30 protein-coding genes and 2 pseudogenes are annotated in these 25,481 nt (G+C 36.8%); 6 read left to right on the forward strand and 26 right to left on the reverse strand.

All coding sequences use genetic code 11. The annotated features are described in order from the left end of the window. Positions 1 to 25 precede the first annotated feature (25 nt). From BMSHG_RS25555 to BMSHG_RS27320, 8 genes and pseudogenes are all read right to left on the reverse strand, one after another. Positions 26 to 1,251 (reverse strand): annotated as a pseudogene (locus BMSHG_RS25555) (allantoate amidohydrolase). Between the two features lie 11 nt (positions 1,252 to 1,262). After that, complete coding sequence (locus tag BMSHG_RS00830) at positions 1,263 to 1,472, reverse strand: hypothetical protein (protein ID WP_026073276.1); 210 nt, start codon at positions 1,470 to 1,472, stop codon at positions 1,263 to 1,265. Positions 1,473 to 1,486: 14 nt separating this feature from the next. After that, positions 1,487 to 2,905, reverse strand: a complete 1,419-nt coding sequence (hydA, locus tag BMSHG_RS00835; RefSeq protein WP_019152532.1) for a dihydropyrimidinase — start codon at positions 2,903 to 2,905, stop codon at positions 1,487 to 1,489. Positions 2,906 to 2,924: 19 nt separating this feature from the next. Then, positions 2,925 to 4,208, reverse strand: coding sequence for an NAD-dependent dihydropyrimidine dehydrogenase subunit PreA (gene preA / locus BMSHG_RS00840; protein WP_019152533.1), 1,284 nt, complete (start codon positions 4,206 to 4,208; stop codon positions 2,925 to 2,927). 24 nt (positions 4,209 to 4,232) lie between these two features. Beyond that, positions 4,233 to 5,579: an NAD(P)-dependent oxidoreductase gene (locus BMSHG_RS00845; RefSeq protein ID WP_019152534.1), complete on the reverse strand. Its 1,347-nt coding sequence runs from the start codon at positions 5,577 to 5,579 to the stop codon at positions 4,233 to 4,235. A 118-nt stretch (positions 5,580 to 5,697) separates the two neighbouring features. Beyond that, entirely contained in the window at positions 5,698 to 7,332 is a 1,635-nt protein-coding gene (locus BMSHG_RS00850) for a PucR family transcriptional regulator (RefSeq protein WP_083879182.1), read from the reverse strand. Positions 7,333 to 7,708: 376 nt separating this feature from the next. Continuing rightward, positions 7,709 to 9,007: a globin-coupled sensor protein gene (locus tag BMSHG_RS00855; RefSeq protein WP_019152536.1), complete on the reverse strand. Its 1,299-nt coding sequence runs from the start codon at positions 9,005 to 9,007 to the stop codon at positions 7,709 to 7,711. A gap of 219 nt (positions 9,008 to 9,226) precedes the next feature. After that, positions 9,227 to 9,391: an aspartyl-phosphate phosphatase Spo0E family protein gene (locus BMSHG_RS27320; protein ID WP_019152537.1), complete on the reverse strand. Its 165-nt coding sequence runs from the start codon at positions 9,389 to 9,391 to the stop codon at positions 9,227 to 9,229. Positions 9,392 to 9,570: 179 nt separating this feature from the next. On the opposite strand from BMSHG_RS27320, the gene BMSHG_RS00865 reads away from it, so the two are divergent. Further along, positions 9,571 to 9,795: a hypothetical protein gene (locus tag BMSHG_RS00865; protein WP_019152538.1), complete on the forward strand. Its 225-nt coding sequence runs from the start codon at positions 9,571 to 9,573 to the stop codon at positions 9,793 to 9,795. A 58-nt stretch (positions 9,796 to 9,853) separates the two neighbouring features. On the opposite strand, the gene BMSHG_RS00870 is transcribed toward BMSHG_RS00865, so the two are convergent. Together BMSHG_RS00870 and BMSHG_RS00875 are read right to left on the reverse strand one after the other, a co-directional pair. Beyond that, positions 9,854 to 10,384, reverse strand: a complete 531-nt coding sequence (locus BMSHG_RS00870) for a CBO0543 family protein (RefSeq protein ID WP_019152539.1) — start codon at positions 10,382 to 10,384, stop codon at positions 9,854 to 9,856. 99 nt (positions 10,385 to 10,483) lie between these two features. Then, on the reverse strand, positions 10,484 to 10,822 hold the full coding sequence (locus BMSHG_RS00875; RefSeq protein WP_019152540.1) for a DnaJ family domain-containing protein: 339 nt from the start codon (positions 10,820 to 10,822) through the stop codon (positions 10,484 to 10,486). A 101-nt stretch (positions 10,823 to 10,923) separates the two neighbouring features. Here BMSHG_RS00875 and BMSHG_RS00880 point away from each other — a divergent pair, with 101 nt between their 5' ends. Beyond that, entirely contained in the window at positions 10,924 to 11,574 is a 651-nt protein-coding gene (locus tag BMSHG_RS00880) for an HD domain-containing protein (RefSeq protein ID WP_019152541.1), read from the forward strand. Between the two features lie 12 nt (positions 11,575 to 11,586). Here BMSHG_RS00880 and BMSHG_RS00885 read toward each other — a convergent pair whose 3' ends face one another. The 9 genes and pseudogenes from BMSHG_RS00885 to BMSHG_RS00920 form a co-directional block, all read right to left on the reverse strand. Beyond that, positions 11,587 to 12,102 (reverse strand): YfiT family bacillithiol transferase, encoded by a 516-nt coding sequence (locus BMSHG_RS00885; protein ID WP_019152542.1) that lies wholly within the window; start codon positions 12,100 to 12,102, stop codon positions 11,587 to 11,589. A gap of 436 nt (positions 12,103 to 12,538) precedes the next feature. After that, positions 12,539 to 12,694 (reverse strand): hypothetical protein, encoded by a 156-nt coding sequence (locus BMSHG_RS29385; RefSeq protein ID WP_316245655.1) that lies wholly within the window; start codon positions 12,692 to 12,694, stop codon positions 12,539 to 12,541. After that, positions 12,678 to 12,818 (reverse strand): glycerophosphodiester phosphodiesterase family protein, encoded by a 141-nt coding sequence (locus BMSHG_RS29390; protein ID WP_316245656.1) that lies wholly within the window; start codon positions 12,816 to 12,818, stop codon positions 12,678 to 12,680. Before BMSHG_RS29390 ends, BMSHG_RS29385 begins: the two co-directional genes overlap by 17 nt. A 34-nt stretch (positions 12,819 to 12,852) precedes the next feature. Next, positions 12,853 to 13,218, reverse strand: coding sequence for a VOC family protein (locus tag BMSHG_RS00900; protein WP_019152543.1), 366 nt, complete (start codon positions 13,216 to 13,218; stop codon positions 12,853 to 12,855). 64 nt (positions 13,219 to 13,282) lie between these two features. Further along, on the reverse strand, positions 13,283 to 13,960 hold the full coding sequence (locus tag BMSHG_RS00905) for an MOSC domain-containing protein (RefSeq protein ID WP_019152544.1): 678 nt from the start codon (positions 13,958 to 13,960) through the stop codon (positions 13,283 to 13,285). A 22-nt stretch (positions 13,961 to 13,982) separates the two neighbouring features. Further along, complete coding sequence (locus BMSHG_RS00910) at positions 13,983 to 14,309, reverse strand: hypothetical protein (protein WP_026073277.1); 327 nt, start codon at positions 14,307 to 14,309, stop codon at positions 13,983 to 13,985. An 18-nt stretch (positions 14,310 to 14,327) separates the two neighbouring features. After that, positions 14,328 to 14,835, reverse strand: a pseudogene (locus BMSHG_RS27330) (DNA topology modulation protein FlaR). Between the two features lie 6 nt (positions 14,836 to 14,841). Then, the gene (locus BMSHG_RS00915) at positions 14,842 to 15,756 is read right to left on the reverse strand and encodes a phosphotransferase (RefSeq protein WP_019152546.1); all 915 of its coding nucleotides are present in this window, start codon (positions 15,754 to 15,756) and stop codon (positions 14,842 to 14,844) included. A gap of 90 nt (positions 15,757 to 15,846) precedes the next feature. Then, positions 15,847 to 16,320: a CBO0543 family protein gene (locus BMSHG_RS00920; RefSeq protein ID WP_019152547.1), complete on the reverse strand. Its 474-nt coding sequence runs from the start codon at positions 16,318 to 16,320 to the stop codon at positions 15,847 to 15,849. 203 nt (positions 16,321 to 16,523) lie between these two features. Here BMSHG_RS00920 and BMSHG_RS00925 point away from each other — a divergent pair, with 203 nt between their 5' ends. Beyond that, positions 16,524 to 17,288 (forward strand): DUF2087 domain-containing protein, encoded by a 765-nt coding sequence (locus tag BMSHG_RS00925; RefSeq protein WP_019152548.1) that lies wholly within the window; start codon positions 16,524 to 16,526, stop codon positions 17,286 to 17,288. Between the two features lie 127 nt (positions 17,289 to 17,415). Here the strand turns inward: BMSHG_RS00925 and BMSHG_RS28095 are convergent, their stop codons facing one another. Continuing rightward, a complete protein-coding gene (locus BMSHG_RS28095) occupies positions 17,416 to 17,559 on the reverse strand; it encodes a hypothetical protein (protein WP_019152549.1) in 144 nt (47 codons plus the stop codon). A gap of 227 nt (positions 17,560 to 17,786) precedes the next feature. On the opposite strand from BMSHG_RS28095, the gene BMSHG_RS00935 reads away from it, so the two are divergent. Together BMSHG_RS00935 and BMSHG_RS00940 are read left to right on the forward strand one after the other, a co-directional pair. Further along, positions 17,787 to 17,972 carry a hypothetical protein gene (locus tag BMSHG_RS00935; RefSeq protein WP_019152550.1) on the forward strand — a complete coding sequence of 62 codons (186 nt, stop codon included), beginning with the start codon at positions 17,787 to 17,789 and terminating at the stop codon, positions 17,970 to 17,972. Between the two features lie 188 nt (positions 17,973 to 18,160). After that, complete coding sequence (locus tag BMSHG_RS00940) at positions 18,161 to 19,000, forward strand: STAS domain-containing protein (protein ID WP_019152551.1); 840 nt, start codon at positions 18,161 to 18,163, stop codon at positions 18,998 to 19,000. 42 nt (positions 19,001 to 19,042) lie between these two features. Here BMSHG_RS00940 and BMSHG_RS00945 read toward each other — a convergent pair whose 3' ends face one another. Then, positions 19,043 to 19,570 (reverse strand): hypothetical protein, encoded by a 528-nt coding sequence (locus BMSHG_RS00945; protein WP_019152552.1) that lies wholly within the window; start codon positions 19,568 to 19,570, stop codon positions 19,043 to 19,045. A gap of 275 nt (positions 19,571 to 19,845) precedes the next feature. Between BMSHG_RS00945 and BMSHG_RS00950 the strand changes: the two genes are divergently transcribed. Next, positions 19,846 to 20,325, forward strand: coding sequence for a nucleoside deaminase (locus BMSHG_RS00950; RefSeq protein WP_087946615.1), 480 nt, complete (start codon positions 19,846 to 19,848; stop codon positions 20,323 to 20,325). Between the two features lie 242 nt (positions 20,326 to 20,567). On the opposite strand, the gene BMSHG_RS00955 is transcribed toward BMSHG_RS00950, so the two are convergent. From BMSHG_RS00955 to BMSHG_RS00975, 5 genes are all read right to left on the reverse strand, one after another. Further along, entirely contained in the window at positions 20,568 to 20,843 is a 276-nt protein-coding gene (locus tag BMSHG_RS00955; RefSeq protein WP_019152554.1) for a hypothetical protein, read from the reverse strand. 49 nt (positions 20,844 to 20,892) lie between these two features. After that, on the reverse strand, positions 20,893 to 21,732 hold the full coding sequence (locus BMSHG_RS00960) for a TIGR03943 family putative permease subunit (protein WP_019152555.1): 840 nt from the start codon (positions 21,730 to 21,732) through the stop codon (positions 20,893 to 20,895). Positions 21,733 to 21,744: 12 nt separating this feature from the next. Next, positions 21,745 to 22,755 (reverse strand): permease, encoded by a 1,011-nt coding sequence (locus BMSHG_RS00965; RefSeq protein WP_034658328.1) that lies wholly within the window; start codon positions 22,753 to 22,755, stop codon positions 21,745 to 21,747. Positions 22,756 to 23,113: 358 nt separating this feature from the next. Next, positions 23,114 to 24,871 carry an aminodeoxychorismate synthase component I gene (pabB, locus tag BMSHG_RS00970; protein WP_019152557.1) on the reverse strand — a complete coding sequence of 586 codons (1,758 nt, stop codon included), beginning with the start codon at positions 24,869 to 24,871 and terminating at the stop codon, positions 23,114 to 23,116. Continuing rightward, positions 24,864 to 25,442: an anthranilate synthase component II gene (locus tag BMSHG_RS00975; protein ID WP_019152558.1), complete on the reverse strand. Its 579-nt coding sequence runs from the start codon at positions 25,440 to 25,442 to the stop codon at positions 24,864 to 24,866. Before BMSHG_RS00975 ends, pabB begins: the two co-directional genes overlap by 8 nt. Positions 25,443 to 25,481 lie beyond the last annotated feature (39 nt).

Here is a 25,481-nt window from a genome sequence, read left to right on the forward strand (position 1 = left end):
AAAAATCTACTAAAATAGTAGATCATTACAATGACAGCACCGTTTCCAGTAATACATTGACGCCTTTTTCACAGTCCTCCCAAGTGGTGAGTTCTTCTTCACAATGACTTTTTCCATTAATGCTTTTGACGAAAATCATCACACTCGGAAGAAAGCTTGCGAAAAACTGTGCATCATGTCCGGCTCCACTGTCCATTCGTTTATACGGAAAACCTAAAGATTTACAAGCCTCCTCAACCTTGTCACACAATTCTTCATTAAAAAAACGGTTTGGCGATCCCAAAGTTTTTCAGCTGTAATGGTGCAGCCTTCATGGTCAGATATTTCTGGCAAGGCTAAAATAATCTCTTCGACCTTTTGGATGATGGCTGGGTCCTTATGCCTTGCTTCCAGGGTGAAGACCACTTTATTTGGGATAACCGTATGGATATTAGGAAAAGCATTAATACGACCCATTGTAAATACTAAAGCACTATCTAATGTACGTAGCTTTGAACGTGCTTTTACAATCATGTTCGTGGCTGCGAAAAGAGCATCCTTTCGCATATCCATCGGAGTTGTTCCGGCGTGATCTGACTCTCCTGTGACGACAATTTCATAGCAGACCATTCCTAATACACTTTCCACAACGGCTACGGATAAGTTTTCCCGTTCCAAAATTGGACCTTGTTCAATATGTATTTCTAAGAATGCGGTCGCTTCTTTAATCCTCGCCTCTATTTCGCCCACATAGCCTATTTTATTTAACGCTTCTTCGAAAGTGAGTCCATCTGTATCTTTCTTTGCTAACATCTTATCCTTATCAAATTTTCCAGAGAGAACACCAGATGCCATCATCGAAGGTTCGAATCTCGCTCCCTCTTCATTTGTAATATTCATTACGACAAGTTGAGCACTCGGCTTCACATTATTCTCTTTCAATGTTCTAGCTACCTCTAAACCTGCTAAAACACCTAATGCTCCGTCAAATCTCCCGCCTTTTTTAACGGAGTCTAAATGAGAGCCAATGACGATCGGTGGCTTTGAAGGGTCCACACCTTCCATCGTTGCATAAATATTCCCCATATCATCCACCTTCACGATCATCTCGAGCTCATGACAACATTTGCAAAAATAATCTCGTGCCAATCGGTCTTCCTCTGTCAACGCTAACCTTGTAACACCTCCTCTTTCTGTTCGCCCAAAATTGGCAAATTCCTCAATTGTATTTTTTAACCGTTCTCCATTTATAAGAAGCTTTTGTTTTTCCATCTTCATCCTCCTTATTTTTGATGCTGCTGGATTACCTTAACGGAAAAATACTTTCGCCCTTCAGCGGTTAACACATGGAGTGTCTCTCTTTCCCCCTTCCCTCGTATAAATTCGACCATCGCTCCATACAAATTTTCCTCGACATGGGCGATTTTGTACCCTTCGTCGAATAAATAATCGATTCGACTCCGTTCCTGTAAATATTGCTGGTAATCCGACATAAAGCCTCCACCCCTCATAGTACGATTGAATCCACTTCCTTTACATTTTTCTCCTTCCCATATCTAACACGCTTTAAATATTTTCCAGCACCAACACGACCTACAAATTGCTTGTTGCGAATAACAAACTCACCTCGGGATAATACAGAAACGGGCTCGCCAGTCACCTTCATCCCTTCAAATGCATTATAATCAACCGCCATATGATGTGTATTAGCAGAAATCACACGCTCAACTGATGGATCAAAGATGACGATATCAGCATCTGCTCCAACTGCGATCGTTCCCTTTTTCGGGTACAGTCCAAAAAGCTTGGCAGCCCTAGTTGACGATAAATCAACAAATTGGTTTAAGGTGATTCTCCCTTTTGCCACCCCTTCTGAAAACAGAATACTGACTCTATCCTCAATGATCGGTCCACCATTTGGGATTAAGGAAAAATCATCTTTCCCTAACGTCTTTTGACCATTAAAATCAAAAGAACATTGATCAGATCCAATCGTTTGCAGTGTACCTGATTTCAATGCATTCCATAGCACTTCCTGATTCCATTTTTCACGTAAAGGAGGTGACCACACATATTTCGCTCCTTCAAAGCCAGTTTTTTCTAAATACGTTTGATCAAGCACTAAGTATTGGGGGCATGTTTCACCCCATATATCAACACCATTACTTCTCGCTTCAGCAATTTTTCTAGCAGCTTCAGCACAGCTCACATGAACGACGTAAAGTTGGGAATCTGCTAATGCAGTTAAAGTCCCCGCTCTACCAGTCGCTTCACCCTCTGCTTCAGGTGGCCTTGTTAACGCATGATAAATCGGCTCCGTGTTCCCTTCTGATAACGCTTTTTTGACTAAATAATCGATCACATCACCATTTTCAGCATGGACCATCACAAGTGCCCCAAGCTCTTTTCCAGCAATCAAGGTTCGGAATAATGTTTCATCATCGGCTTGAAAGACATTTTTATAGGCCATAAAAACTTTAAAGGAAGTAATTCCTTCCTTCTCCATTATTTTAGGGAGTTCATTTAAGACTTCCTCATTGGTTTCGACAATTTGAAGGTGAAAACTATAATCAATTACCGCTTTGCCCTCGGATTTTGCATGCCATGTATCAATCGCACTTTGCAAAGTCTTCCCTTTACTCGTTAAACAGAAATCAATGACCGTTGTTGTCCCCCCAAAAGCAGCTGCTATCGTACCCGTTTCAAAGTCATCCTTCGTGACCGTACCTCCAAAGGGCATGTCGAGATGGGTATGTGGATCGATTCCTCCTGGAAAAAGATAACAACCATCTGCATTGATTACTTCTGCACCGTCTGTTGAAAGATTCATTCCAATTTGTGTAATGACTCCATTTTCCATACATATATCTGCTTCATATGTATCACTGGCCGTTACGATAATGCCATTTGTAATGATTTTCTTCATTTCTTTCCCTCCTAAAAAATTATTTCACTACATCTATCTGACATGCTATAGATCCAAGTGTTGCTTGTCGTTCATTCCAAGTCATGGGTGGAAGCTGACTCGGTAATTCCACCATATCAATCGCACCGTCTACAGGACAGACGATGGAGCATAAATTACAACCTACACAATCCTCTTCTCGCACTTTTAAACTAGGGGTTCCTGACTGATCCGTAAGCCGATCAATACATTGGTGAGATGTATCTTCACAGGCGATATGGCACTTATTACAATTAATACAAACATCATTGTTAATTCGCGCAACCACTTTATAATTTAGGTCGAGATCGCCCCAATCAGAATATTTCGGAACGGCTTTACCAACTAGGTCTTGTACAGAAGCAATCCCTTTTTCATCTAAATAGTGATTCAGCCCATCTATCATATCTTCAACAATCCGAAAGCCATGATGCATGGCAGCGGTACAGACTTGGACGCCAGTCGCACCCATAAGCATGAACTCGATTGCATTTTCCCAGTTTGATATTCCACCTATGCCAGAAATCGGGACATTAATTCTTGGATTTCTCGCACATTCGCCGACCATATGAAGGGCAATTGGTTTCACAGCTGGTCCACAGTAGCCTCCATGAGCGCCTTTTCCTGCGACATGGGGAATCGTATTCCAAGAATGAATATCAACACCAGCTAAACTATTAATCGTATTGATCATGCTGATCGCATCCGCTCCACCTTGACATGCTGCTTCAGCGGTTGCTGTGATGTCCGTTATATTTGGAGTGAGCTTGACGATGACAGGTGTTTTGGCGACTTCCTTGACCCAATAGGTTTGCTTTTCTACAAGCTCAGGTACTTGCCCAGAAGCCGCACCCATTCCCCGTTCTGCCATTCCATGGGGACAACCAAAGTTTAATTCGAGTCCATCAACGCCAATTGCTTCGACTTTTTTTACAATCTCATGCCATTTTTCCTGCTTTGGTTCTACCATGAGTGAGACAATAATTGCGTGATTAGGGAATCTTTTCTTTGTTTCATAGATTTCCTTTAAATTTACTTCAAGCGGTCGATCTGTTATTAATTCAATATTGTTAAAGCCAGCAACCCTTTGCCCATTAAAGCTTACCGCAGCAAATCGCGAAGACGTATTGATAATAGGGTCTCCCAGTGTTTTCCATACTGCACCTCCCCAGCCAGCCTCAAAAGCACGTTGGACCTGGTATCCTGAATTCGTTGGAGGTGCCGAGGCAAGCCAAAAAGGATTCGGGGATTTAATACCTGCTAAATTTATCTGTAAATCTGCCATTATAAACCTCCTATCCATTTATTCTCAAACTGTTTCCATCACGGGACTTAATATCTTATGCATCGCATAAGCACTTTCCTTTCCCTGTTGAGCAGCCGAAACAACCATCGCTTCACCTTGCCCTTTACCAAAAATGACATCCCCACAAGCAAAAACTTTCTCATTGGATGTCTGGTACGTGTCGGGATTAATGTTCACAACTCCTCCATCATGGGCAATCTTAAATTGCTCGATCAATTCAATATACCTCGATTGGCCAATCGCCTTAATGACTACATCCACATCAAGGATAAATTCAGAACCACCAATTTGAACTGGTCGACGTCTTCCATCTTTGTCTGGTTCTCCTAAGGTCATCTTTATACACTCCAGTCCAGTCACCTGCCCTTTTTCATTTCCGAACACTTTCGATGGAGTCGTGAGCCAGCGGAATTCAACACCATCTTGTTTCGCAAATTCATATTCAAAATCATAAGCACTCATTTCCTCAATTGTACGGCGATAAACGATTTTTACATTTTCAGCACCCATACGTACGGAACAAGTGGCCGCATCAATTGCTGTGTTTCCAGCTCCAATAACGACTACCTTTTTCCCTACAAGCCAATCTGAAATAGGCTTTATTTTTGTTTCTTTTACAAAATCAATAGCATCATACACTCCATCCAATTCCTCTCCATCTATCTCCAAATCAGGAACATTTGCCATTCCGATCGATAATAGAGTGGAATCGTAATTCATAAGTAGTTCTTCTACAGGAACGTCCGTACCTACTCTTGTATTGGTCCTGATTTCAACATCCAAGCTTTCAATTTGTTTGACCTCCCAATAAGAAACGGACTGGGGAAGCCTGAAGGAAACAATTCCATACATATTTAATCCACCAGCCTTTTCCTCTGCTTCAAAAATGGTTACTTCATATCCAAGTAGGGCGAGTTCTCTAGCTGCGGATAAGCCAGCTGGACCTCCCCCTACAATGGCAATTGATTTGCCGTTTTTCTTTCCTTGCTTAAACAGTTGTTGTTGATTTTGAATAGCCCAATCGGTCGCATAACGTTGAAGACTCCCAATCATAATCGGCTTCGTTGCATGATTTAACACACATGCCCCCTCACATAATTCTTCTGTTGGGCAGACACGAGCACAGCTCGCTCCAACAGGATTTGCCAACATAATCGTTTTTGCAGAACCCCTTAAATTACCAGAGGCAATTTTTTTTATAAAAGCAGGGATATCTATCCCTGTCGGACAGGCTTGAATACAAGGAGCATCATAGCAATAGAGGCAACGATTTGCTTCTTCTATTGCTTCTGTACTTGATAGTCCCGGACTAACCTCTTCAAAGTTTGCGGCTAAATCTTCATATGACATTCTTTTTAGACTACACAAATCTCCGTCCTCCTTTTTGTAGAAAATTTATATTTTTCTGATAATTAGTATTATAGAGACAGAACATTTTTGCTTCAATGGACATAATGTAAAATCCTATCTAAAGAATTGCTTTAAGATTCACGCCCTTTTTATCATTCGTATTTAAATATTGATAAGCATAAAGAGCGAACTCAATGGCCGTTCGTTTAGAAGGCACCATAAAATCAGCACCGAGCAGATCCTTTAACTTATCAAGACGATGATATAAGGTTTGCCGTACGACAAAGAGTTTTTTTGCCGCCACTTTTTTAGATCCATTTGACTCTAAAAAAACAGCCAATGTTTTTAAAAGTTCGCTATTATGATTTTTGTCATGCTCAATAACCTCACCAATGTATTCGAACATATAATCTTCTAACTGTCCGTATTTGTCCATCGAGGACACAAGACGAAAAATATGTAAGTTCTCGTAGAAAATTTCAGTTGTCATCTGTAACTTGTTCTGTATTTTTAGGGATTCCTTAGCTGTTTGAAAGCTTTCTGAAAGGCGATGAAGTTTCGTTGTGTATTTGCCAACTCCAAATGTAGGGGATGTATGTTTAAATAAATCTGTTTGAAGGATTTGATTAATAGCCTGACTGGTTCGATTTTTCCAATGTTCGTCTCTAAGATTTAATAGGATGAAATACAATTCCTTCTGTTCATCCACTGTATATAGATACAAACCAGAGTTCTGAAAAATATTTCGAAAAATCGTTTTATAGTAAGAATAGGTTGATTCATCTATGCTTTCACTTAACTCACATACACAAACGGTCGCACCTATTGGCGTAACAGCTGGTGTGATCGTTTGCAGTTTTTTATCAATTTGTTCTGTTGAAAGCTCTCCGTCCAACCATTCTTTAATCCACTGTATCTCCTTATATTTATTCTGCTCTTCCACATAGAAAATACGTAATAAGTCTTGAGAAATAGCCGTTGCACAGCGGTCTAAAACGACTAAATCAACTTCACTTATGACTTTATCCTGTGGAAAAATAATTAGTTCTGCAAATTTATGGCCAAGCGTTTGAATCGATTGACCTGCATAGACACCACTAGGAATTTGAAACTGTTTATTTTGATTTACGATTCGTTCTTTTTTGTGGGATTCGACTAACTTTAAATAATATTCTTGTTCCATTTTCCTTAAAACTGGTGCAAAAATGACTTCGTCTCTATTTTTCGAAAGATAAACCACTTGTACGTTCAAATGTTCATATAATAGATTTAATACTCGCTTAAAGGCGTTCGGTAATAGTAATGTCTGGTTAAGCTTTCTCGAAAACTCTTCTAAATCAGTAAGAATTTTATATTGATTATTCATCAGGCACATATTTATAGATTGAGTAATGTCGATAAACTTCACTTCACGATGAAAGATAATAATCGGAAAATGATGCTCATTCGCTAACTCAATCATTTCAGAAGAAATTTCATGCCTATATTTACAAAGCTCTACACATAGCCCTGATGCTCCTTCATCAATTAATTGTTGTAAATAATCGATTTCTTTTTCAGGAGAATCCCAGCTTACCCCAGTTGAAAGGATTAATTCATTACCGTTCAATAGGGAGCCTATTTCTGGTACGTCCATCACATGAACCCATCTTACAACCCGTTCCAATCCTTGTTCACCAGCAATCACTGATGCTTTTGAAAAACAAGGGGTCTCCAACAATTGGCGAATAGTTAAAGCAAGTGTCCCCATCATTTAACCTCCTTCTTACAAACTAACTTAATGTTAGTAAAGGTAACATACTTTTTTTTACTCTTCTATACTATTGTTAGATTTTCTACCTTTATTTTTTGGCGTATGTTTCATGTTGAAAGAAGAAAAACCTAGGGCGCCTTGATCATCGCCGTATTAACACATAGAGCCAGTTCTTTCGATAAAGGAAACCTACGGTGCAAGCATTCTCCACTTGACTTATCATAGGGAGAGGTCATCAAATTTGTGAGGTTATGGCAGCTTACTCTAGACATAGATCCACTCAGTCATAAAGTTAGACACAACTGTGAATTCAATGATTTCCTATAACAAAAAAAGGATTACAATCCTTTTTTATATGAATTGTAATCCTTTTTATTTATCCTATTTTCGAAACTTGATTAAGTTTCTCAGCAGATGCTGCGACATACTCAGTCGCTTCACCTATTTCTTCCATCACTTTGACGAGTTCTTCCATCCGTTCATCCATGATGCCGAGATTATTCTCATTTTCCTCGATGGAATGACTGATCGTTTGGAATGTTTCATTTGTATTATTAGAAGACTGCGATCCTTTTTGGACTGTCGCTTCCACTCTCGTTAGCACTTCCGTTACATTACCCGTAAAAGTTTGGGAATCTACCACTAATTGTTGGATGTTTCCAATCGAATTTTTCGTTTGCTCTGCCAGTTTTTTAACTTCTTGGGAGACGACAGCAAAGCCTTTTCCATGTTCTCCTGCACGTGCTGCTTCAATGGCTGAATTTAAGGCTAAAAGATTCGTTTGATCGGCAATCGCATGAACGATTTCAACCACTTTGCTTATTTTTTCTGATGAGTCTTCCAATTGTTGGACCGTTTCTCTCATCGATTGCGTATCATTTTCTATCTCTTTCATACTACTAACAAGTGTAGTGAGCAACTCCTGACCATCTTGTACCTCTTCGCGTATCTTTTTCGCTTTATCATAGCTATCTACAACTAATTGACTGACATCATGACTACTTGATATGAGTGACTCTACGGAAGCATTGGTTTCTTCTGAAACCGTAATTAGACCATCACTCACTTCTAAAATACGTTGTTGTAAATCCTTTTGTCCTTCTAAAAAAGTAGACTCAAGTTTTTGATCATTTTCTTGATTATATGCTTCGAGAACTAACTGTTGTTCTAAGCTCAATAATTTTGTAATGGCACCCCAAGTCTTCTTGAACTCGTCTTTCTCTGTCATATGTTCAAAGATGACATGAAATAATGAATGCTGCAAGTTTTGAAAAGCCCCCATATACCATGACGGGTTGAGACCAATTCGATAGTGCACCTTCGCCACGACAAGACGATTTTGAATAAATGGTTCATCGATCATCCCGTTAAATAGTTCAACAAGATGGACATGTAGCGTCTTCCTTAATCGCTCAATACTACTATTAGTTTCAATGATGTGCTTTAACTCTTCTACTTGTAAAATAGTCTTATAAAATTCGTCTACGAGGGTTTCAATATGGCCTTCCACCAAAGGCTTCACATATGCGATCAAATATAAATCTTCTTTCGTTAACTGGAGCATTTTCACCTTTTGATTAACGAGTGGATGAGAAACGATTATTCGCTCCGAAATAGGTTCTTCATTTCGCCAACTCTTCTTTTTTCCTGCTTTTCCCCTATGATGTCTAAACATGTTATTCTCCTCCAATTTATCTCCATATTAATCTCTCTCTATATATAAAATATTTAGTTGTATACACCATCATACTACGACTTCAAACAAAATAATATTAAAAAATGATTCGAAAGTACTATATTTTTTACTCCATATTATGTAAGCGTTCTTATTTGTCTTCATAAAATAAGAGGCCTCCAATTTGTCAGTTAATCTGAGTCCATTGGAAACCTCTAGTTATTTTTTTAAACATTGTTGTTTATATATTAATTGATCCAGCTGTTGACTGAATTTTATTGTTTCTGAATTTAAAAGGCCTTTACGATGCCCAGAAATAACCATTTTTGTTCTTAGCATTTCAATATCTTTGAATAATTCTCTTTTATTGTTCTCTATCTTCACTAACAAATCCTCCCAAATTAATCCCGCTATATAGTGATTATGCCCTAAGAATGTAAAAAACAACATTATTTTGTCATATTACTTTACACAGTATTTACATATTTCCTATATATACCATTGAATATTGCTCTTATGAAAAGGCAAATCTAGCAATAGTAAACTTGAAAAAGGATGAGTATATGAATAAGAATGATATACAAGAGATCTTTCAACGATGTTCACTAGGAAAATTAGGTGATTCTCTTTCTTATAAACTCTGGATAAAAGGATTTGATGCAGAAGAAGAATTACTTGAGGATTTCTTGCTTACTTATGAAATTGGTGATGATCAATCATTACGACTAGAAGAGTTTCTATTTCATTTCCAAATTTTCACGAAGGTAAGAAATAGCTTCAGCAATTAAATAATTCGGATGGCTCGTCCAATTGTACCATCGGCGAGACATCCAGTCTTTAATCGTATCAACGAAAAACGGTTGACGGAACCTCGAACCAATTCCACAAAAATAAGATAAAGCAGATAGACAGAAGCCATGCGACTGGCGGCTTCTTGAAATGAACCAACAAAATGAAAAACATAACAACGTTAAATAGTGCTGACCACCATATATTCCAACCATTGAAATGTTTTATAAATTTAAGATGTAAATCGATGACTTCATTTATTGAATAAAAGACTACCCAACCTGTAAAGTATAAAAACTGTTTCAATTTATTGCTCTTAGGGAAATTTGCTAAGTAAATGAGCATTGTTGCCGGATACTTTATGTACATGATTATTAATGAAATATGTGAGCTTGTAAACCCAAAACCACTATCAATCGTTAATGGATCATACTTCCACATGGGAAAGTGATCTGATAGTAAGTATAAGTAGATAAAATCCCCCATTATAAAAAAGAGAATTGTAGCATAATATTTTTCCCAATTTCTCCAGTCTCCCCATTTCCATAAAGCTAAAAGCCATAGGAACGCATAGATGATACTACTCATACAAATTCTCCTAATCCAATATTTGTTATTTCCATTTTATAACATCAGACTAGGTTTGTAAATATTTTCTATTTCACAAAAAGTCCTTTACTTATCCTTTCACCACTCTCTTTTTGCTTCTTCAATCCTCTCAAATCGTATGGTTGGCTTTTGCATCGGAAGAGGGCAGACTTTATTATACGCTTTTATTTTTTTATTGATCGCTTTAATCTCAGCTTCCTTTGTACATGCTTGAACAAGAGCAGATATTTCCTTTTGTAATTTAAGCCATGGTGGTAAGAACCCTGAATCCTTCGCTATTTTTTGAAAGTGTTGAAAAGTGTCCATACTTAAATAATCTTTCGGGATTGGTTTTCCCTTCCACTTCCCTTGATAATTATCCTTTTCACCTGACCGTTCTAATATTTCTCCTATTAAATCATTGTATTTTCGTTCCATATTGCCTCCTTAGTTCTTGTCTCTATATTGGTCACTCGCATTGAGATAGTAGACATGCTATCCTTTTTAAAGGAAGATTTTATTTATAGAAGGTGAATCACTTGGATAAAGAAAAAATGATTAAATTTACAAAAGAATATGTATACAATGAGCTACATAATGAAAGTAGTGGGCACGACTGGTATCACATTGCTCGAGTGACCTTTATGGCTCGAACAATTGCTATTGAAGAACATGCTGATGAGTTTATTTGTGAAATGGCAGCTCTTCTCCATGATATTGCAGACGAAAAATTGAATGAATCAGAAGAAGCAGGGCTTCAAAAAGTCATCACCTGGTTAAATTCCATCGGAACAGATGCATCTACAATTCAAAGAATCATCTCAATCATTTCAACAATGTCTTTCAAAGGCGGTGGTCAACCTAAAATGACCTCGCTTGAAGGACAAGTCGTCCAAGATGCAGATCGTTTAGACGCAATTGGTGCGATTGGGATTGCAAGAACCTTTGCCTATGCTGGTTCCAAAGGTGAACTAATCTATGATCCAGAACTCAAACCCCGAATAAATATGACAAAGGAAGAGTATCGAAAAGGGCGCTCAAGTGCCATAAACCATTTTTATGAAAAGCTTTTAACGCTCAAAGAAAAAATGAATACAGGCTATGCAAAACAGCTCGCTGAAGAAAGACATCGCTTAATGGAACAATACTTAGATGACTTCTTCAACGAATGGAAAACCGGAAATGAGTAAAATCAACTGCAATTACACCGTTTGTTTACAAACAGATGAGATATGGGCAAGATGATGTCTCCCATGCCATGAATACATTCCAATATTTTTGCCGATCGTAACTTCCCCTAGCTCTGGATGGATAAACACTCGATTAAACTCTTCAAAGGAGAGACTCCGAAGTAATACAACTAATCGATGATGCAAGGAATCTAACAGATTTAAGGATACCTCGATCGGCTCTTTGCTATCAGATAATTTCGCCCACCCATCTTGATTGTATGGCTTAATCATTGGTTTATCTTCTGTAAGGGCTAATTTCAAGCGAATGTATGCATTCATATGACTATCTGCTAAATGGTGAACGACTTGCCTTACAGTCCACCCACCTTTTCGATATGTTGTATTAAGCTGGTCTTCCCTTACATTCTGAAGGACTTCTTTCAATAGGCGAGGTAATTCTTCAATTTCCTTGATGCATTCTATAACGCGTTCCTCTGTCATTTCTTCACTAAAATTAAAAGTTCCTATTGGAAATCTTTCATCCATGTGCAAACACCTCCTCCTTTTTAAAATTCGATAATCGAACCGTTAAACCCTTTTCTTTTTAGGAATTTTAGTCCACGTATTGTTGATTCATTTCTGACTACTAAAAAATTATAACCCCTTCATAAATATCACGACCATTAACAATATAATGATGCCAATCACGAAAAATGGACCTAGACCCGAGCTAAAAACGATATACACCTTTATATGTTTTATCGCCAATACAATAAGGAATAAAACCAAGAAAACTCCTAATAACAAAACGATGGGCATATTTCTGTTTCTTCTCAACACGTATTCAGCCCCTTATGGAAGCTTATTTTTTGTGCATTGGGCAGGAACAGCCTTATTCATCCATATGTACAGTAAAACTTGTATTATTCTTAAATACTAAAAAGGACCTTCTCACTGAAAAAGGTCCTTTAAAGAAATCATGCTATTTTAAGATCGGCGCAATACGGTCAATACGATTCGTCCAAACTTCTCCTCCAAAGTTTTCTGGCAGTCGCTCTAAATCCTCTGCTTTCTCAAACCCTTCTGACCATCCACCATCTCCTACAACAAGGACCACTTTGCTATTTACCGACTCCATCCTCTTTCAGTTCCTCCATCGTATAATCTGACGGAGATCCCTCTTCATTCGTTCGACACGATAACTCAAAATCATGAAAGACAGCGAGTTGATTGTCCTTCGTTCGTTTCACATCTAATTCCACACTGTCTGCTCCTCCTTCAAAGATGTCTAAATATCTAATTTCCACACACCATTAGCATGTTTCCATCTAGATCCTTAAATACGAAGAATTGCTCATTTTCAATTTTGGTGACAAGTTCAACACCATTAGCCTTCATAAACTCATAAGCTCCATAAATATCATCTGAAGCAAATTGGATAACTGGAACATTTAATCGTGGAAGTTCTCCATTTTTATCACGCCACATAGGCATTGAATCCAAAATTAACCCAGTGCCATCCATTTTAACCACAAATAAATGATCAAAAAATTCATCACCTTCTTCAATCCCTAAAATCTTGCCATACCATTCTTTTGCTCGTTCAACATTCGATACCGGAATAAATACTAAATTAATCTTATTTTGAATTGGGCTTTTCAATTACATTCTATCCACCTTTCTTAACGTTTTACACTGACATGACAGCAGTTCCTCTCATCTCTTCTCAATCGTTTTCGTGCAAACCATTCACTGTATAGGATTCATATTGTTTTAAGAAACTGTTTCTAAAACTTTCAGACAAAGCTCTTACCGATAACACCTTTTCCAGCTTTTCTTTATTATATCGATCAAAAAATTTCACATCATTTATCAGCGCTACCGAAACTTTTCCAGGGTCACGTTCAAGCAAAACTAAAGGTTCACCTGGTTTTACATACCCCTCTTTTAATACGCGGAACAGGAATCCCGTATAACCAGTATCTCTCATTCTCACTACCATATCTGGAACTTCATATTTGGCAGCAAGTTTATAACAAGGATTACGAGGTTCTGATACTTGGATGATCGCCTCACCAAAAGTAAATGTATCACCAATGCACGCATTCTCTTCCGTTAATCCTTCTACTGTTATATTTTCTCCAAATAATGCCGTTTCACTGAAATGATGGACAATATCCCTCCAATAAGGATAATGATCATATGGATACAGACAAAGTGCCTTGTCCTCTCCCCCATGGTGTTCGTATGCATGTTCATCATCGCTCAGCCCTGTTTTACTTAAATAAATCGCTTCTGTAACTGATTGTTTTCTAATAGCCGACTCAAATGTTCGCTTCCCATAGGTTAATGTCTCAACTCTCCCTATATTTAAAGATTTGATCTCGTACGTTTGATGATTCATTATGATTCTCCTTTAAGTTCAATTATGATTTCCTTCGCATGAATAGAAAACTTGCAAGATAAGCAACACTTGTCACACCAAATAGACAGTATACCCCTGGAGTCAAAAGAAGATAGAGACTCATTGGAAGTGACCAAATAAATGAAACGAGCATCATTATATTCTTATTCTTAGCAGCTGAAAAACACGCTAAAAGAGCTGGTAAAGCAAGCATGACAAATGTTATGCAGACTGTGTCTCTACTAGTTTGATGAGAATATAGATTGAAAAAATTAAATGATAGCCACAATCCAATTGAGAGCGTCCCTGCAACAAATCCGCTAAAACGGAAAATATTTATCATTAACATTCACTCTCCTATCGCTTTCTAATTCACTATTTCCTCTATCAATCTATTAACATCTCGTTGCTGGTGTATAACAATAGTTTTACGATGAGACTCCCCATACTTCTGTAGAAAATTGACCTTCCCTATCATTTCAAAATGACGATTCCATTGAAACATTTTAAGGAAAATACGAAACGTTGGCTTATAATTTGCCTTCTCCCAACCGAGCCTTGTGTAGAATGAATCGTTTAATAATCCGATATGCTCTAACCTTGTAATTAAGATCTAAAAAGATGATGACATCAGCATGGTTAAAGCTTGGATTGACCCATTCCTCATTGTGAACCCCTTCTATAATTCACATATTTGCTCAAAATACTCATCTCTTTCTGTTCTCCGAATATCACCCGTCTTACTTCTTTTCCATACGACATTATCTAACATAATATGGAATATTCAATTTCGCAGACAACTTTCGAGCTAGCGTAGTTTTCCCACTTCCAACTGAACCGATAATAGGTATCTTTTTCACATTTCTCTTAATCATCAAAACTCACTCTTCCAATGCTAGATTTAAAGAGCAAAGACAATCGTCTGCGAGCTTCCTATCTTCCCGATCATGAGCATACAAAAGAAGTAGAACATACGAGTATATTGCTTTAAATCGAGCTAATTTCTTTATCTTTTCACTTACATTTCCGTACAATTGAAAAAACAGTTCTCGACCCTCTAATGGAAAAAAACTATAGACAATTGATAGATCAATGGCTGGGGTACCGATATGTACATCACCCCAGTCTAGAATTGCGGATATTTCCCCGCGATCATTTATAAGCATATTACGAATATGTAGATCTCCATGTACAAGCGTTTTCGTTTCATCACATAAACGATGATCAAAAGTCATTAAAAAGTGCTTTATTGTTTTCCATTGATGCTTATCCAATTGTCCTTTATATTTTAACGTATCGATTCTCTCCTCAAGTAACGGTTTCCTCTTATGAATATCCAATCTTCCTAATTTATCATAAGGAATTCCAAGTCCCACAACCTGTTGTACCGGAAAATCATGAAGTTTCCGCAAAAACAGTGCCATTGGCTTCGCTGACAAAACACGTTGTTTTCGTGTTAACTTAGACGGAACTTTTCCTTTTAGAATTTCATATCCACTAAAGGCCCATCTATAATCGTCGTAAGGTTTTCCAATGAATTGTGGATTTGGAATTTGCAATGGCAGCATTGAAGCAATCTTTGGTAAAAGGCGATTTTCCATCTTAATCAATTCCCCAGCCATTTCTCTTCTTGGAAATCGAAAAACAAATTGATCATTGATAAGAAATGCCGTATTATCAAAACCTTCAGCAAATATTTCGATTTTATAAATTTCCAATTCTGGAAACTGTAGAGTGATTAACCCTCCAGCTTCTTTTTCAGTTAAAACCCGTTCTGGACTCCAAAATGGATTCATTTAAGCCCCCTGTATCCCTCAAAGTGAATTTTCAAAATTCACCGTATTTTTCATTATCATATCAATATCTGTCGGTTTCTCCTAGTTATTTTAATTTTTTTGTCCAACTTTGAAAAACCAGCGATAAAATAAATGAGATGTATAATTGGTTAGCCAAATCGTAAGAAAACTCCAATACCATTTCCATTTAACATACTTAATTAATTTTGTATACTTCTCTGCTAAAACTTCAATTCCAGTAAGAAGACCTGTATAAAGAATGTTATAGATTGCTTTTATCCAAAATTTTTTCTGTTCTGGATAATACAAATTAAAAAGGACACATGATGCTGGATAGAAAAAATATTCGTATGAAAAACTCGACTTGTTAGCTTTCTTGAACAGTCGGACTGGATACTTAATTAGTCCTTTTTCCGCTACTAATAAACCGAACACCCATGTTAAGCTCTGCTTAATAAAAAAGGCTAAAAATCCTTCCCTCAATCGATTTTTGGGAACAAAGACAATCAATAAACCAACAGCAAAAAGCCAAATGGAGTATAATATCCACTTATCTCTTCTCAACAAAGCCACCTCATTTTTTTATCGCATATCTCTTCTGTATCCAATTCTTACAACTGTATGTTGCTCAATTTAAAGAAGAAAAATTTATATTTATAAAGAAATTTGTATATCCCTATAAACACGACTTCAGATGCCCTTGACAAAATATAAACAAATTAATAAAATATCTACATAATTACAAACAAGAAACGGTTGTGTTTAAAATGATTGGAACCGAATTAATGTGGTCTGCATCTGTTGAAACTCTTTCTAAAGGATATGTATTAGACAAAGAAGAAGATAAATTTATTTGTCTCATATGTGGCGAGAAATTCGAAAATGGCGTCATCTATCCTTGCACATATAATGACAACTATCTTGAAGCAAAAAAAGCGATTTCTCAACATATTGAACTTGCTCATCAATCAATGTTCTCCTATTTGTTAGGGCTTGACAAACGGTTTACAGGTCTTTCAGATATCCAAAAGGAGATTCTACATCATTTTGCTCAAGATTTTTCCGATAAAGAGATCGCTCAAAAATTGGGTGGTAGCCCTTCTACGATTCGCAATCATCGCTTTAAATTAAAGGAAAAAGAAAAGCAAGCAAAAGTATTCCTAGCGATAATGAAATTATTAGAACAAAGTAAGGTGAAAGAGCAGGAATTTATTTCATTTCATAAGGGGGCAAAAATGGTGGATGAGCGCTATGCCATTACTGAAGAAGAGAGAAACAAAGTACTTACAACTTATTTTAAACACGGAGTGGACGGACCATTAGATACTTTTCCAAGCAAAGAGAAAAGAAAGCTCATTATTCTTCAACAAATTTTAACAAGATTTGAAGTAACAAAGAAGTACACAGAAAAAGAAATCAATGATATTCTAAAAACAATTTTCCATGATTATGTGACATTAAGACGTTACTTAATTGAATATGGGTTTATGGATCGGGATCGGGACGGAGCAACCTATTGGGTTTTAACGTAAATCAAAATGGGAAGTACCGATTCAATCGGTACTTCCCTTGAGGATGCGCCGTAATATACAATATCCTTGTCATATTAACCTTCCCCTTGTAGTTTGGATAAAGTAGACAAAATATATTAAGATTTAATTACTCTGAATCATTTTCAAATGAAAAAGGATTTGCACTAATAGTTGCTCTCACTTCTTCTGTAAATTCAATGGTTTGTGACTTATTTTCGGAACCACCCAAATTGTGAGCGCTTCCATCAAAATAATTAGGTTTTTCTTTCATTGGTCATTCACCTCCAAATAAACAGGATTAAAGTAGTACTACTACAATACTATAACTTCACCCAAAAAGAGATAGATTATTAAAAAATTTTTAATTATTTTAAAGCAAAATTCACATCGCTTCTCCTATTCAAGAAAAGATAAAAACCTATTTTTACATTCTTTTATTTGCAATAGCACACTTCACACAATGACCTCATAAAATATATCGAGAGGAGGTCAAAAAGCATGGATCGATTTATTCTTTTAATGCTTGCAAGTATTTTAGCGGGGTTTGCCCTACTAAGAGTGCCTCTTGATGATACCTTCTTAGCAAGTATCGCTCCAGTTACGGATATTATTGGAGTTTTAGCTATCGTCGTATTTTCTCTTTTCCTTATCTATAAAGGAGTCATGGCACTCGTTCGGAAATAACTAACGATATGAAAAGACCAGTCAACGAACCATTCGTAAAACTGGTCCTTTCTTTTTTGTAAGCGTTTAACGAAGAAATCTAGTAAATGAACAAAAAAAATCACAATTTCCAATCTATTCACTGGTTTAATAGATGACAATATTGGGTAATAAAGCTTAAGATTATAGATAAAAATTGGGGGCTTAAGATGGAATACCATTATGAGGATTCATATCAGCTAAAAGAATTCATTGAACTTAACAGTAAAAAATTTGAAAATAAGCTCTTAACTGAAGCCGTTAATGTGAAAGAAAAAATAAATGAGATCCTTGCGATCGGCAATATTGATCTTGTTAATAACGCCCATAAACTAGTCGTTTATATTATTGATGATGAAAAAGAAAAACTCAAATTATTTGCTAAACAAGAAGGAATAGCTTGGGCAACTCATTCTATTGACTTAAATTTCAAATTAGAATGGATTCAAGCAATTCGAAGGACATTATGGAGATTTATCCAAATTTATTACAAGATGAGCCATAAAAAAGCACTAAGTGATTTCTTTGAATTAGAACAACAAATTAATAATCAAGTTGATCAATTTTTGAATTCATTTTTCATCAGTTATTCTACATATAAAGACTCATTGATAACAGCTCATCGAGAATTAGTAGAAAAATTATCTGTCCCGATCATACCGATCACAGCAGATGTCTGCATCTTACCGTTGATTGGATCAATTGATTCGTTAAGAACATCGATTCTTGAGGAAAAGGTCCTTACAGAAATTGGAGTAGCACATATTCAAACACTTATTATGGATCTCTCTGGAATCGCCGATATGGAAAATGCTATTATCGATAATTTAATGAAAATCGTTGATGGCGCTTCCTTAATGGGATGCAATACAGTCATCACAGGCTTGCGGCCGGAAGTTGTAAGAAAAATAGTAAAAATGGGGACTAGACTAGATTTTCAAACAAAAACATTTGGCAACCTTCAACAAGCATTAAAACATTTTCTTAATATAGAATACTTATACTTATAGAAGCTAGATACAGCCTTTTTTTGTAGATAGCTTCTTTTTCCATTAATAGATATCCTCATTCGAAACGGTCATATTATGAAATTCCACAATTGGGTTGATTCCAAAATAGTCCTCAATTTTCAAAACACTAACATTATCCATCTCTACCGCATCCATGGCGATAACCATCGTTCTAGGTGTTGCGTCATCTGTACATGCTTTCCCAGAAGTTCCATCTAAATACACCATCACTTCTGTTTTTTGATCATTTAATTGTGCAGTCTTAAATTGCAATGGGCAGCTACTCGACTCAATGATTCCAAGAAAAATAGCTGTTTGTTCATTCCAATCTATATTCGTCGGATCATTTGTTAAGCGAAAATGCTTCCATAACTCATCGAAATCTGATTGATTTGTCACCTTATAGACCAAAACCCCTTGCTCAGACATGGAATAGAAATTAGTAGGCAATATTTTTTCTGTATAAAGTAAATCACTACTCAGCGTATGAGCGCTTGTATTTCCGCAACCTTGTAGCAAACCGCCTACCGCAAATAAAAGGATGAATAGTATGGTTGACTTTTTTGACATTCTCTATCTCCCCCGAAAAAAACTAATAAAGAATAAAATTCCCTACTTATACTGACGATCCAAAAAAAGGATAGTTTCATTTTTTTATATTACATTTCTGTATCTTTTGAAAAAGAAAGAAAACTAAGCTGTATTTAGTTTTGCCATGTTATATTTTCTTACAATGAATACCATTTGAAAAAGGATGACAGATTTTCTTACAAAATGATAGCAATCTAACATATGATATAGAATAATAGTAAAAATACTTTTAAATAACTGGCATTCGGGAGAGGATGATTTGTGTGTGTGAAGTTCATTTAATGGAAAAAGCCGTACAGATTGCAGCAGAAAATGTTACATTTAAAGGCGGTGGTCCATTTGGGGCAATCATCGTAAAAGATGGGAAGATTATTGCTATTGGCCGGAATGAGGTTACTTCATCGAACGATCCAACTGCCCATGCAGAAATACAAGCCATTCGAGCTGCATGTAAAGCATTGAATACCTTTCAGCTAGATAATTGCGAAATTTATACGAGCTGCGAGCCTTGCCCAATGTGCATTGGTGCCATCTATTGGGCACGACCAAAGGCCGTTTACTATGCCGGAACGAAAGAAGATGCAGCTAAAGTCGGTTTCGATGATCAATTTATATATGAACAGATTGCCCTTCCGATGGAAGAAAGAACGATCTCTATGATGCAAATTCCACTGGAGCAGAACATTTTGCCTTTCTCCATTTGGAAAAACACCATGACTAAAACCGAATACTAAGGTGGTCGCAATCATGAAAGAGCAAATAAAAGGAATAACTTCCATTGCTTAAGGTAAGGAACCAGTTGATCTAGTCATAAAAAATGGGAATATCTTTGATGATTTCAATGGAGAAATCTTTGAAGGCAATGTTGCGACAGCAGATGACTATATCTGTGGAATGATTCTGCTCTATTCAAAGTATCGATATTTGAACATGTAGAAATCGTAAAAAGTGAAAGCTCGGTTCAGTGGCCGAGCTTTTACTTTTTACGATGCCAAAGATTAACGATAAAAAAGTACAGGACTGCACAACCGAGCAAGAATAAAATAAATTCCACTTGTTTTGCTTGCGACATGACGATTTTCTCGTCGAGATAAAACTCCCCATTTTCATTCATAGAGATTGGGTGCGTGTATATAGCTACGATCATCCCTATAAATAAAAAACAACCATAAATATTCAGCACTTTCCTGACCGTTATTTCCTTTTTCGTGACGATTTTAATAGATTGATTGATTTGCTGATTAACTTGCAAATTTCCTCCTCCTCTCAATCATCTCATTTTACCATATCCATATTTTGAATTATAAGATTTTTACTAAAACCGGGTAAACATATGGGTCTTGTGGTTCATCGATTACTTTCCAATTCGAAGCATGAATAACCGGAATGACGACTCCATTGAGCATTTTCATATCAAGAATTCCTTCTAATTCTAACCATGTATCCTCTTTTAAATCAGGCACTTGACTGAACTCCGTCAACATTCCTAAAACACTTGCATCAGCAATACAATGTGTTATGAGAAATCTTGATAAAATCAGTTGATTCTCTGCAATTCCTTGCTCTCTATATACAAATCCACTTAATCTGATTTTTCGCCCGACAAAATCTTCTGGATTTGAGAGCATTTCACCATGATAAGATGAAAACATATCTGCTGTCATTTCAATCTGTTCCAAATCACCCAAACTGGCTAATTTTTGCTCATATTCCTCTTCCACCATATAGTTTTCATTATCAATGACTTCAGTATGATTTTCACCATGACTTAAGTGAGGAAGAACCGGTCCTTTATTAGCTGCAATTGAGGCATTCAGGATCGTTGGTGAAAAGGCAAAACCAGTGATCAAAGGAAAAACGATCACCATATAATTGATTATTTTTCTAGCTATTCCTCCACCATCATGGTCGTGTGAACAGGACGGAGAACAATGCTCATGGACATGTTCTCCTTCCCAAATACGAAACAATTGTATGAAGAAAAGGATAATAAAAACCCATGCTGCAATTAAACTCATTAAATCATATTTTGGATTAATGTAATTGGCAATATTGCCCGTTACATGAAGTTTAATGAAAAATAATGCGAATGATGCTAACAGAACAGCTTTTAAGAAATGTTGAAAATGTATTCGAATCAATTTCTCTCCCTCCTATGAAACTCCAACTATGCTAACTAATATGAACACAACAGCTGTTATCGTAAGTAGCAATACGAGAACAAACTTTGTCCTAAACACAGCTAATAACATGATTGTATTTTTCAAATCTATCATCGGACCATAAATCAAAAACGCTAGAACCGATGTTGCTGGGAAGAGATTCATAAACGATGCCCCAATAAAAGCATCTGCTTCTGAACAAAGAGAAAGAAAATAAGCGAGTCCCATCATGACAATTGTCGATCCAACTACTCCATTTCCAAACAATAATAAAGAATCTGAAGTTAAATACGTCTGCACAAAAGCAGCGATGAATGCCCCGATAATCAAAAACTTCCCCATATCAAAAAATTCATCAATCGAGTGCTTCATCATTCCTTCAAGACGTTGTATGAATGTACTCCCGCTCGCATGATGATGGGTTGTTGCTAATCGATTTAACGAATGTTTAACTTGGTTTGATTTATAAAACGAAGCAATGATTATCGCTATGATAAGTGCAGCAACAAAACCAACTCCCATACGGAGTAAAGCCATTTTCAGATCATTTCCAAATGCCATATACGTAGATAAAATGACAATCGGATTAATGAGTGGTCCTGTCAGCAAGAAACCAGTTGCTACATAGATGGGAACGCCTTTTTCTACTAATCTTCTAATAATTGGTACAATCCCGCATTCACAAGCAGGAAACAATGCTCCCACCACACACCCCATAACAATTGCTAGCCACTTATTTTTTGGAATCCATTTTCGAAGATGTTCCTCCGTAATAAAAATTTGAATGAAACCTGCGATGAGCACTCCTATTAGGACAAAAGGAATCGCTTCTATTAGGATACTTAGAAAAATTGTATTTAGCTGTAGGAATGAACTAGGAATTTGAGTGGCCATTTCATCACCGGCAAACTGACTAAACATAACCATATAAACAACAAAACAGATTACGATCAAACCTGTAAAGTCTAGTAAAAGTGATTGTGGCTTGAACAATTGCTTCATCTCCTTGTTAAAAAGTAGAGTTCAATGCATATCTTGTCGATTTCTTGTACGAACACGATCAATAAATCTATCATTATTAAATCGTAATATTTACTATTTACACTCTAGTATATTAGTAGAGTTTCTTTTTATTACTCCTATTTTTTATAAATAAACGCTGTTTTCGTAATGATGTTGGTTTCTTCGTAAATGAGGTTTTAGAACACATATTATTTTTGGGCGGTACTTTTCGCTTACTGGGTACTCATTTAACGAGTCATAATAGGGCTTTATTCTCCTATCTATGACTTAATAACAACAATGTTTGTTAAAAAGAACCTAAATAAAAGAAGACAAGGTGTGCGACCTCGTCTTCTCTCTATTCTTTATTAAGCTGGACTTCCACCCATTTTCTCACACTATTAATAAACCAGATTTTCGTAGCTAGCTTTAAGTCAGCTCTTGTGAGAACTTTTTCCTCAATGATTCCCTCGCTTAATAACTTCCTTCGAAAAGTTCCCGCAAGCAAACCGCTTTCTACTGACGGTGTCCAACATTTTCCTTCAATCTCTAAGACGACATTTCCATTCGTAAATTCCGTAATTTCCCCTTTTTCATTCCATAAAAGGACATCAAAGGCATTAGGAAATTTATTTTGAAAATAAGCATATACACTTCTATTGGTTGTTTTATGATATAAAAATGGGTTAGCATTATCTACAGATTCATCCGCAACAACCACTTGCTGATTTTTCATGCCAGTATCTTCAATAGGATAAAACTCAACTGTCCATTCCCCAGTTTCCTGTAAAAGAAGCCGGACTCGCCACTTCCCAATACATTTGCTACTTGCCAACTCTACCAGATTTTCTCGTAAGTTTTCATAGGCAAAGGAGTATCCAAAAAATGCGGCTGAAGAACGTAATCTTTGCAGATGCTCCTCAAGGAGGAAAAATTCACCTTCTTCTAAAAGAAGCGTTTCTAATAATTGAAACTCTTTCCTCTCTTCTCTCAAAAAGCTTGCCTTAGCAACAACTTCATTGTACTCTCCTGTTGAGGTAGAATCCCAAGTAATGCCTCCACCGACACTATATGTTGCAGTGCCTTCTTTTTGATCTATCCAAACCGTCCTAATCGGAACATTAAATATCGCTTCTTTATCTGGAGTAATATAGCCAATCGCTCCGCAATAAATTTCCCGTGGTTCTTCTTCTAATTCCGAGATAATCTCCATCGTTTTAATTTTTGGCGCTCCTGTAATTGAACCGCAAGGAAAAAGGGCTTTAAATATATCTATCATCGACGTATGTTCAGAGAGCGTGGACGTGATAGTGGAAGTCATTTGATGAACAGTAGGGTATTGTTCAATAGTAAATAACTGCTCTACCTTCACAGTACCTGGTTCTGAAATCATCCCTAAATCATTGCGTAATAAATCAACGATCATGACATTTTCAGATCGATCTTTTGCAGAATTTCTTAACCATTCACGTTGTTCAATGTCCTCTGAATAGGTACGTCCCCTTTTTACAGTACCTTTCATCGGACGTGTCGTAATTTTATTTCCTTTTAAATGGAAAAACAATTCAGGAGATGCAGATAAGATAGAGTGCTCTCCTGTGTGAATATAGGCGCAATAATTGGATAGCTGTGCTTTTTTCAGTCGATTAAAAAAGGCAATATCATCACCTTTAAATTCAGATTGAAGACGAATCGTATAATTCGTTTGATACGTATACCCATTTTCAATATGCCTCTTAATTGAATCTATAGCAGCGTCATATCCTACTCTTTGAACAGAAGGAATCCAAGAAGAATGCTGATAATAACCTGAACTCTGAATCGACCTATTTTGCACTTCGGAAAAAAGCCCGAACCATAATAAAGGCATATGCGTTCCCGCCTTTACTTTAAATGCTGAATCAAACGCAGGTGCACTCTCATAAGTCAAAAAACCAGCTGCATAATAGCCTTTTTCCACTGCTTTTTCAATTTTCTGGAGGCTAGGGATGACTTCTTCAACTGAATAAGCTACGATCACCTTCTCAGGTTGGCTAAACGTATAAGGTTTAATCTCACCTTCTGCAGTAGCAAATTCAAAGGATAAAAGTGGTGACTCTATTTGTAAATTACTCATCATTCATATTCCTCGGTTTAATAAAGTTTCGAATCATTTCTAATCCAGCCTCAGTCAAAATCGCTTCAGGATGAAACTGTACTCCCTCTAACGGAAAATGCTTATGACGCAAGGCCATGATTTCGCCATCCTCTGTCTCTGCAGTTATGTCAAAATTGTTTGGAAGTGGGCTTTCTACGATTAAAGAATGATATCTGGTCACAGCTAATGGTGTTTCAATACCACGAAACACCCCTTTTTGATCATGCCGAATGACCGATACTTTCCCATGCATTGGTTGAGTTGCTTTTGTAATGCTACCTCCAAATGCTTGTGCGATGATTTGATGTCCCAGACACACACCAAAAATGGGGATATCTTTATGCAGTTCCTTCACAACATCCAAACAGATTCCCGATGTACCAGGATTTCCCGGGCCTGGAGAAATAACAATATGCGTCGGACTTAAGTTAACAACCTCTTCCAATGTCACTTCGTCATTGCGGATCACGGCCACTTCAGAACCACATTCACGTATGTATTGAACTAAATTATATGTAAAAGAATCATAGTTATCGATTACGAGTATCAAATCTCACAAAGCCCCATTTCGCCAATTTATACAGCTTAT

The sequence above is a fragment of the Robertmurraya massiliosenegalensis JC6 genome (assembly GCF_000311725.1).
Taxonomy (GTDB): Bacteria; Bacillota; Bacilli; order Bacillales; family Cytobacillaceae; genus Robertmurraya; species Robertmurraya massiliosenegalensis.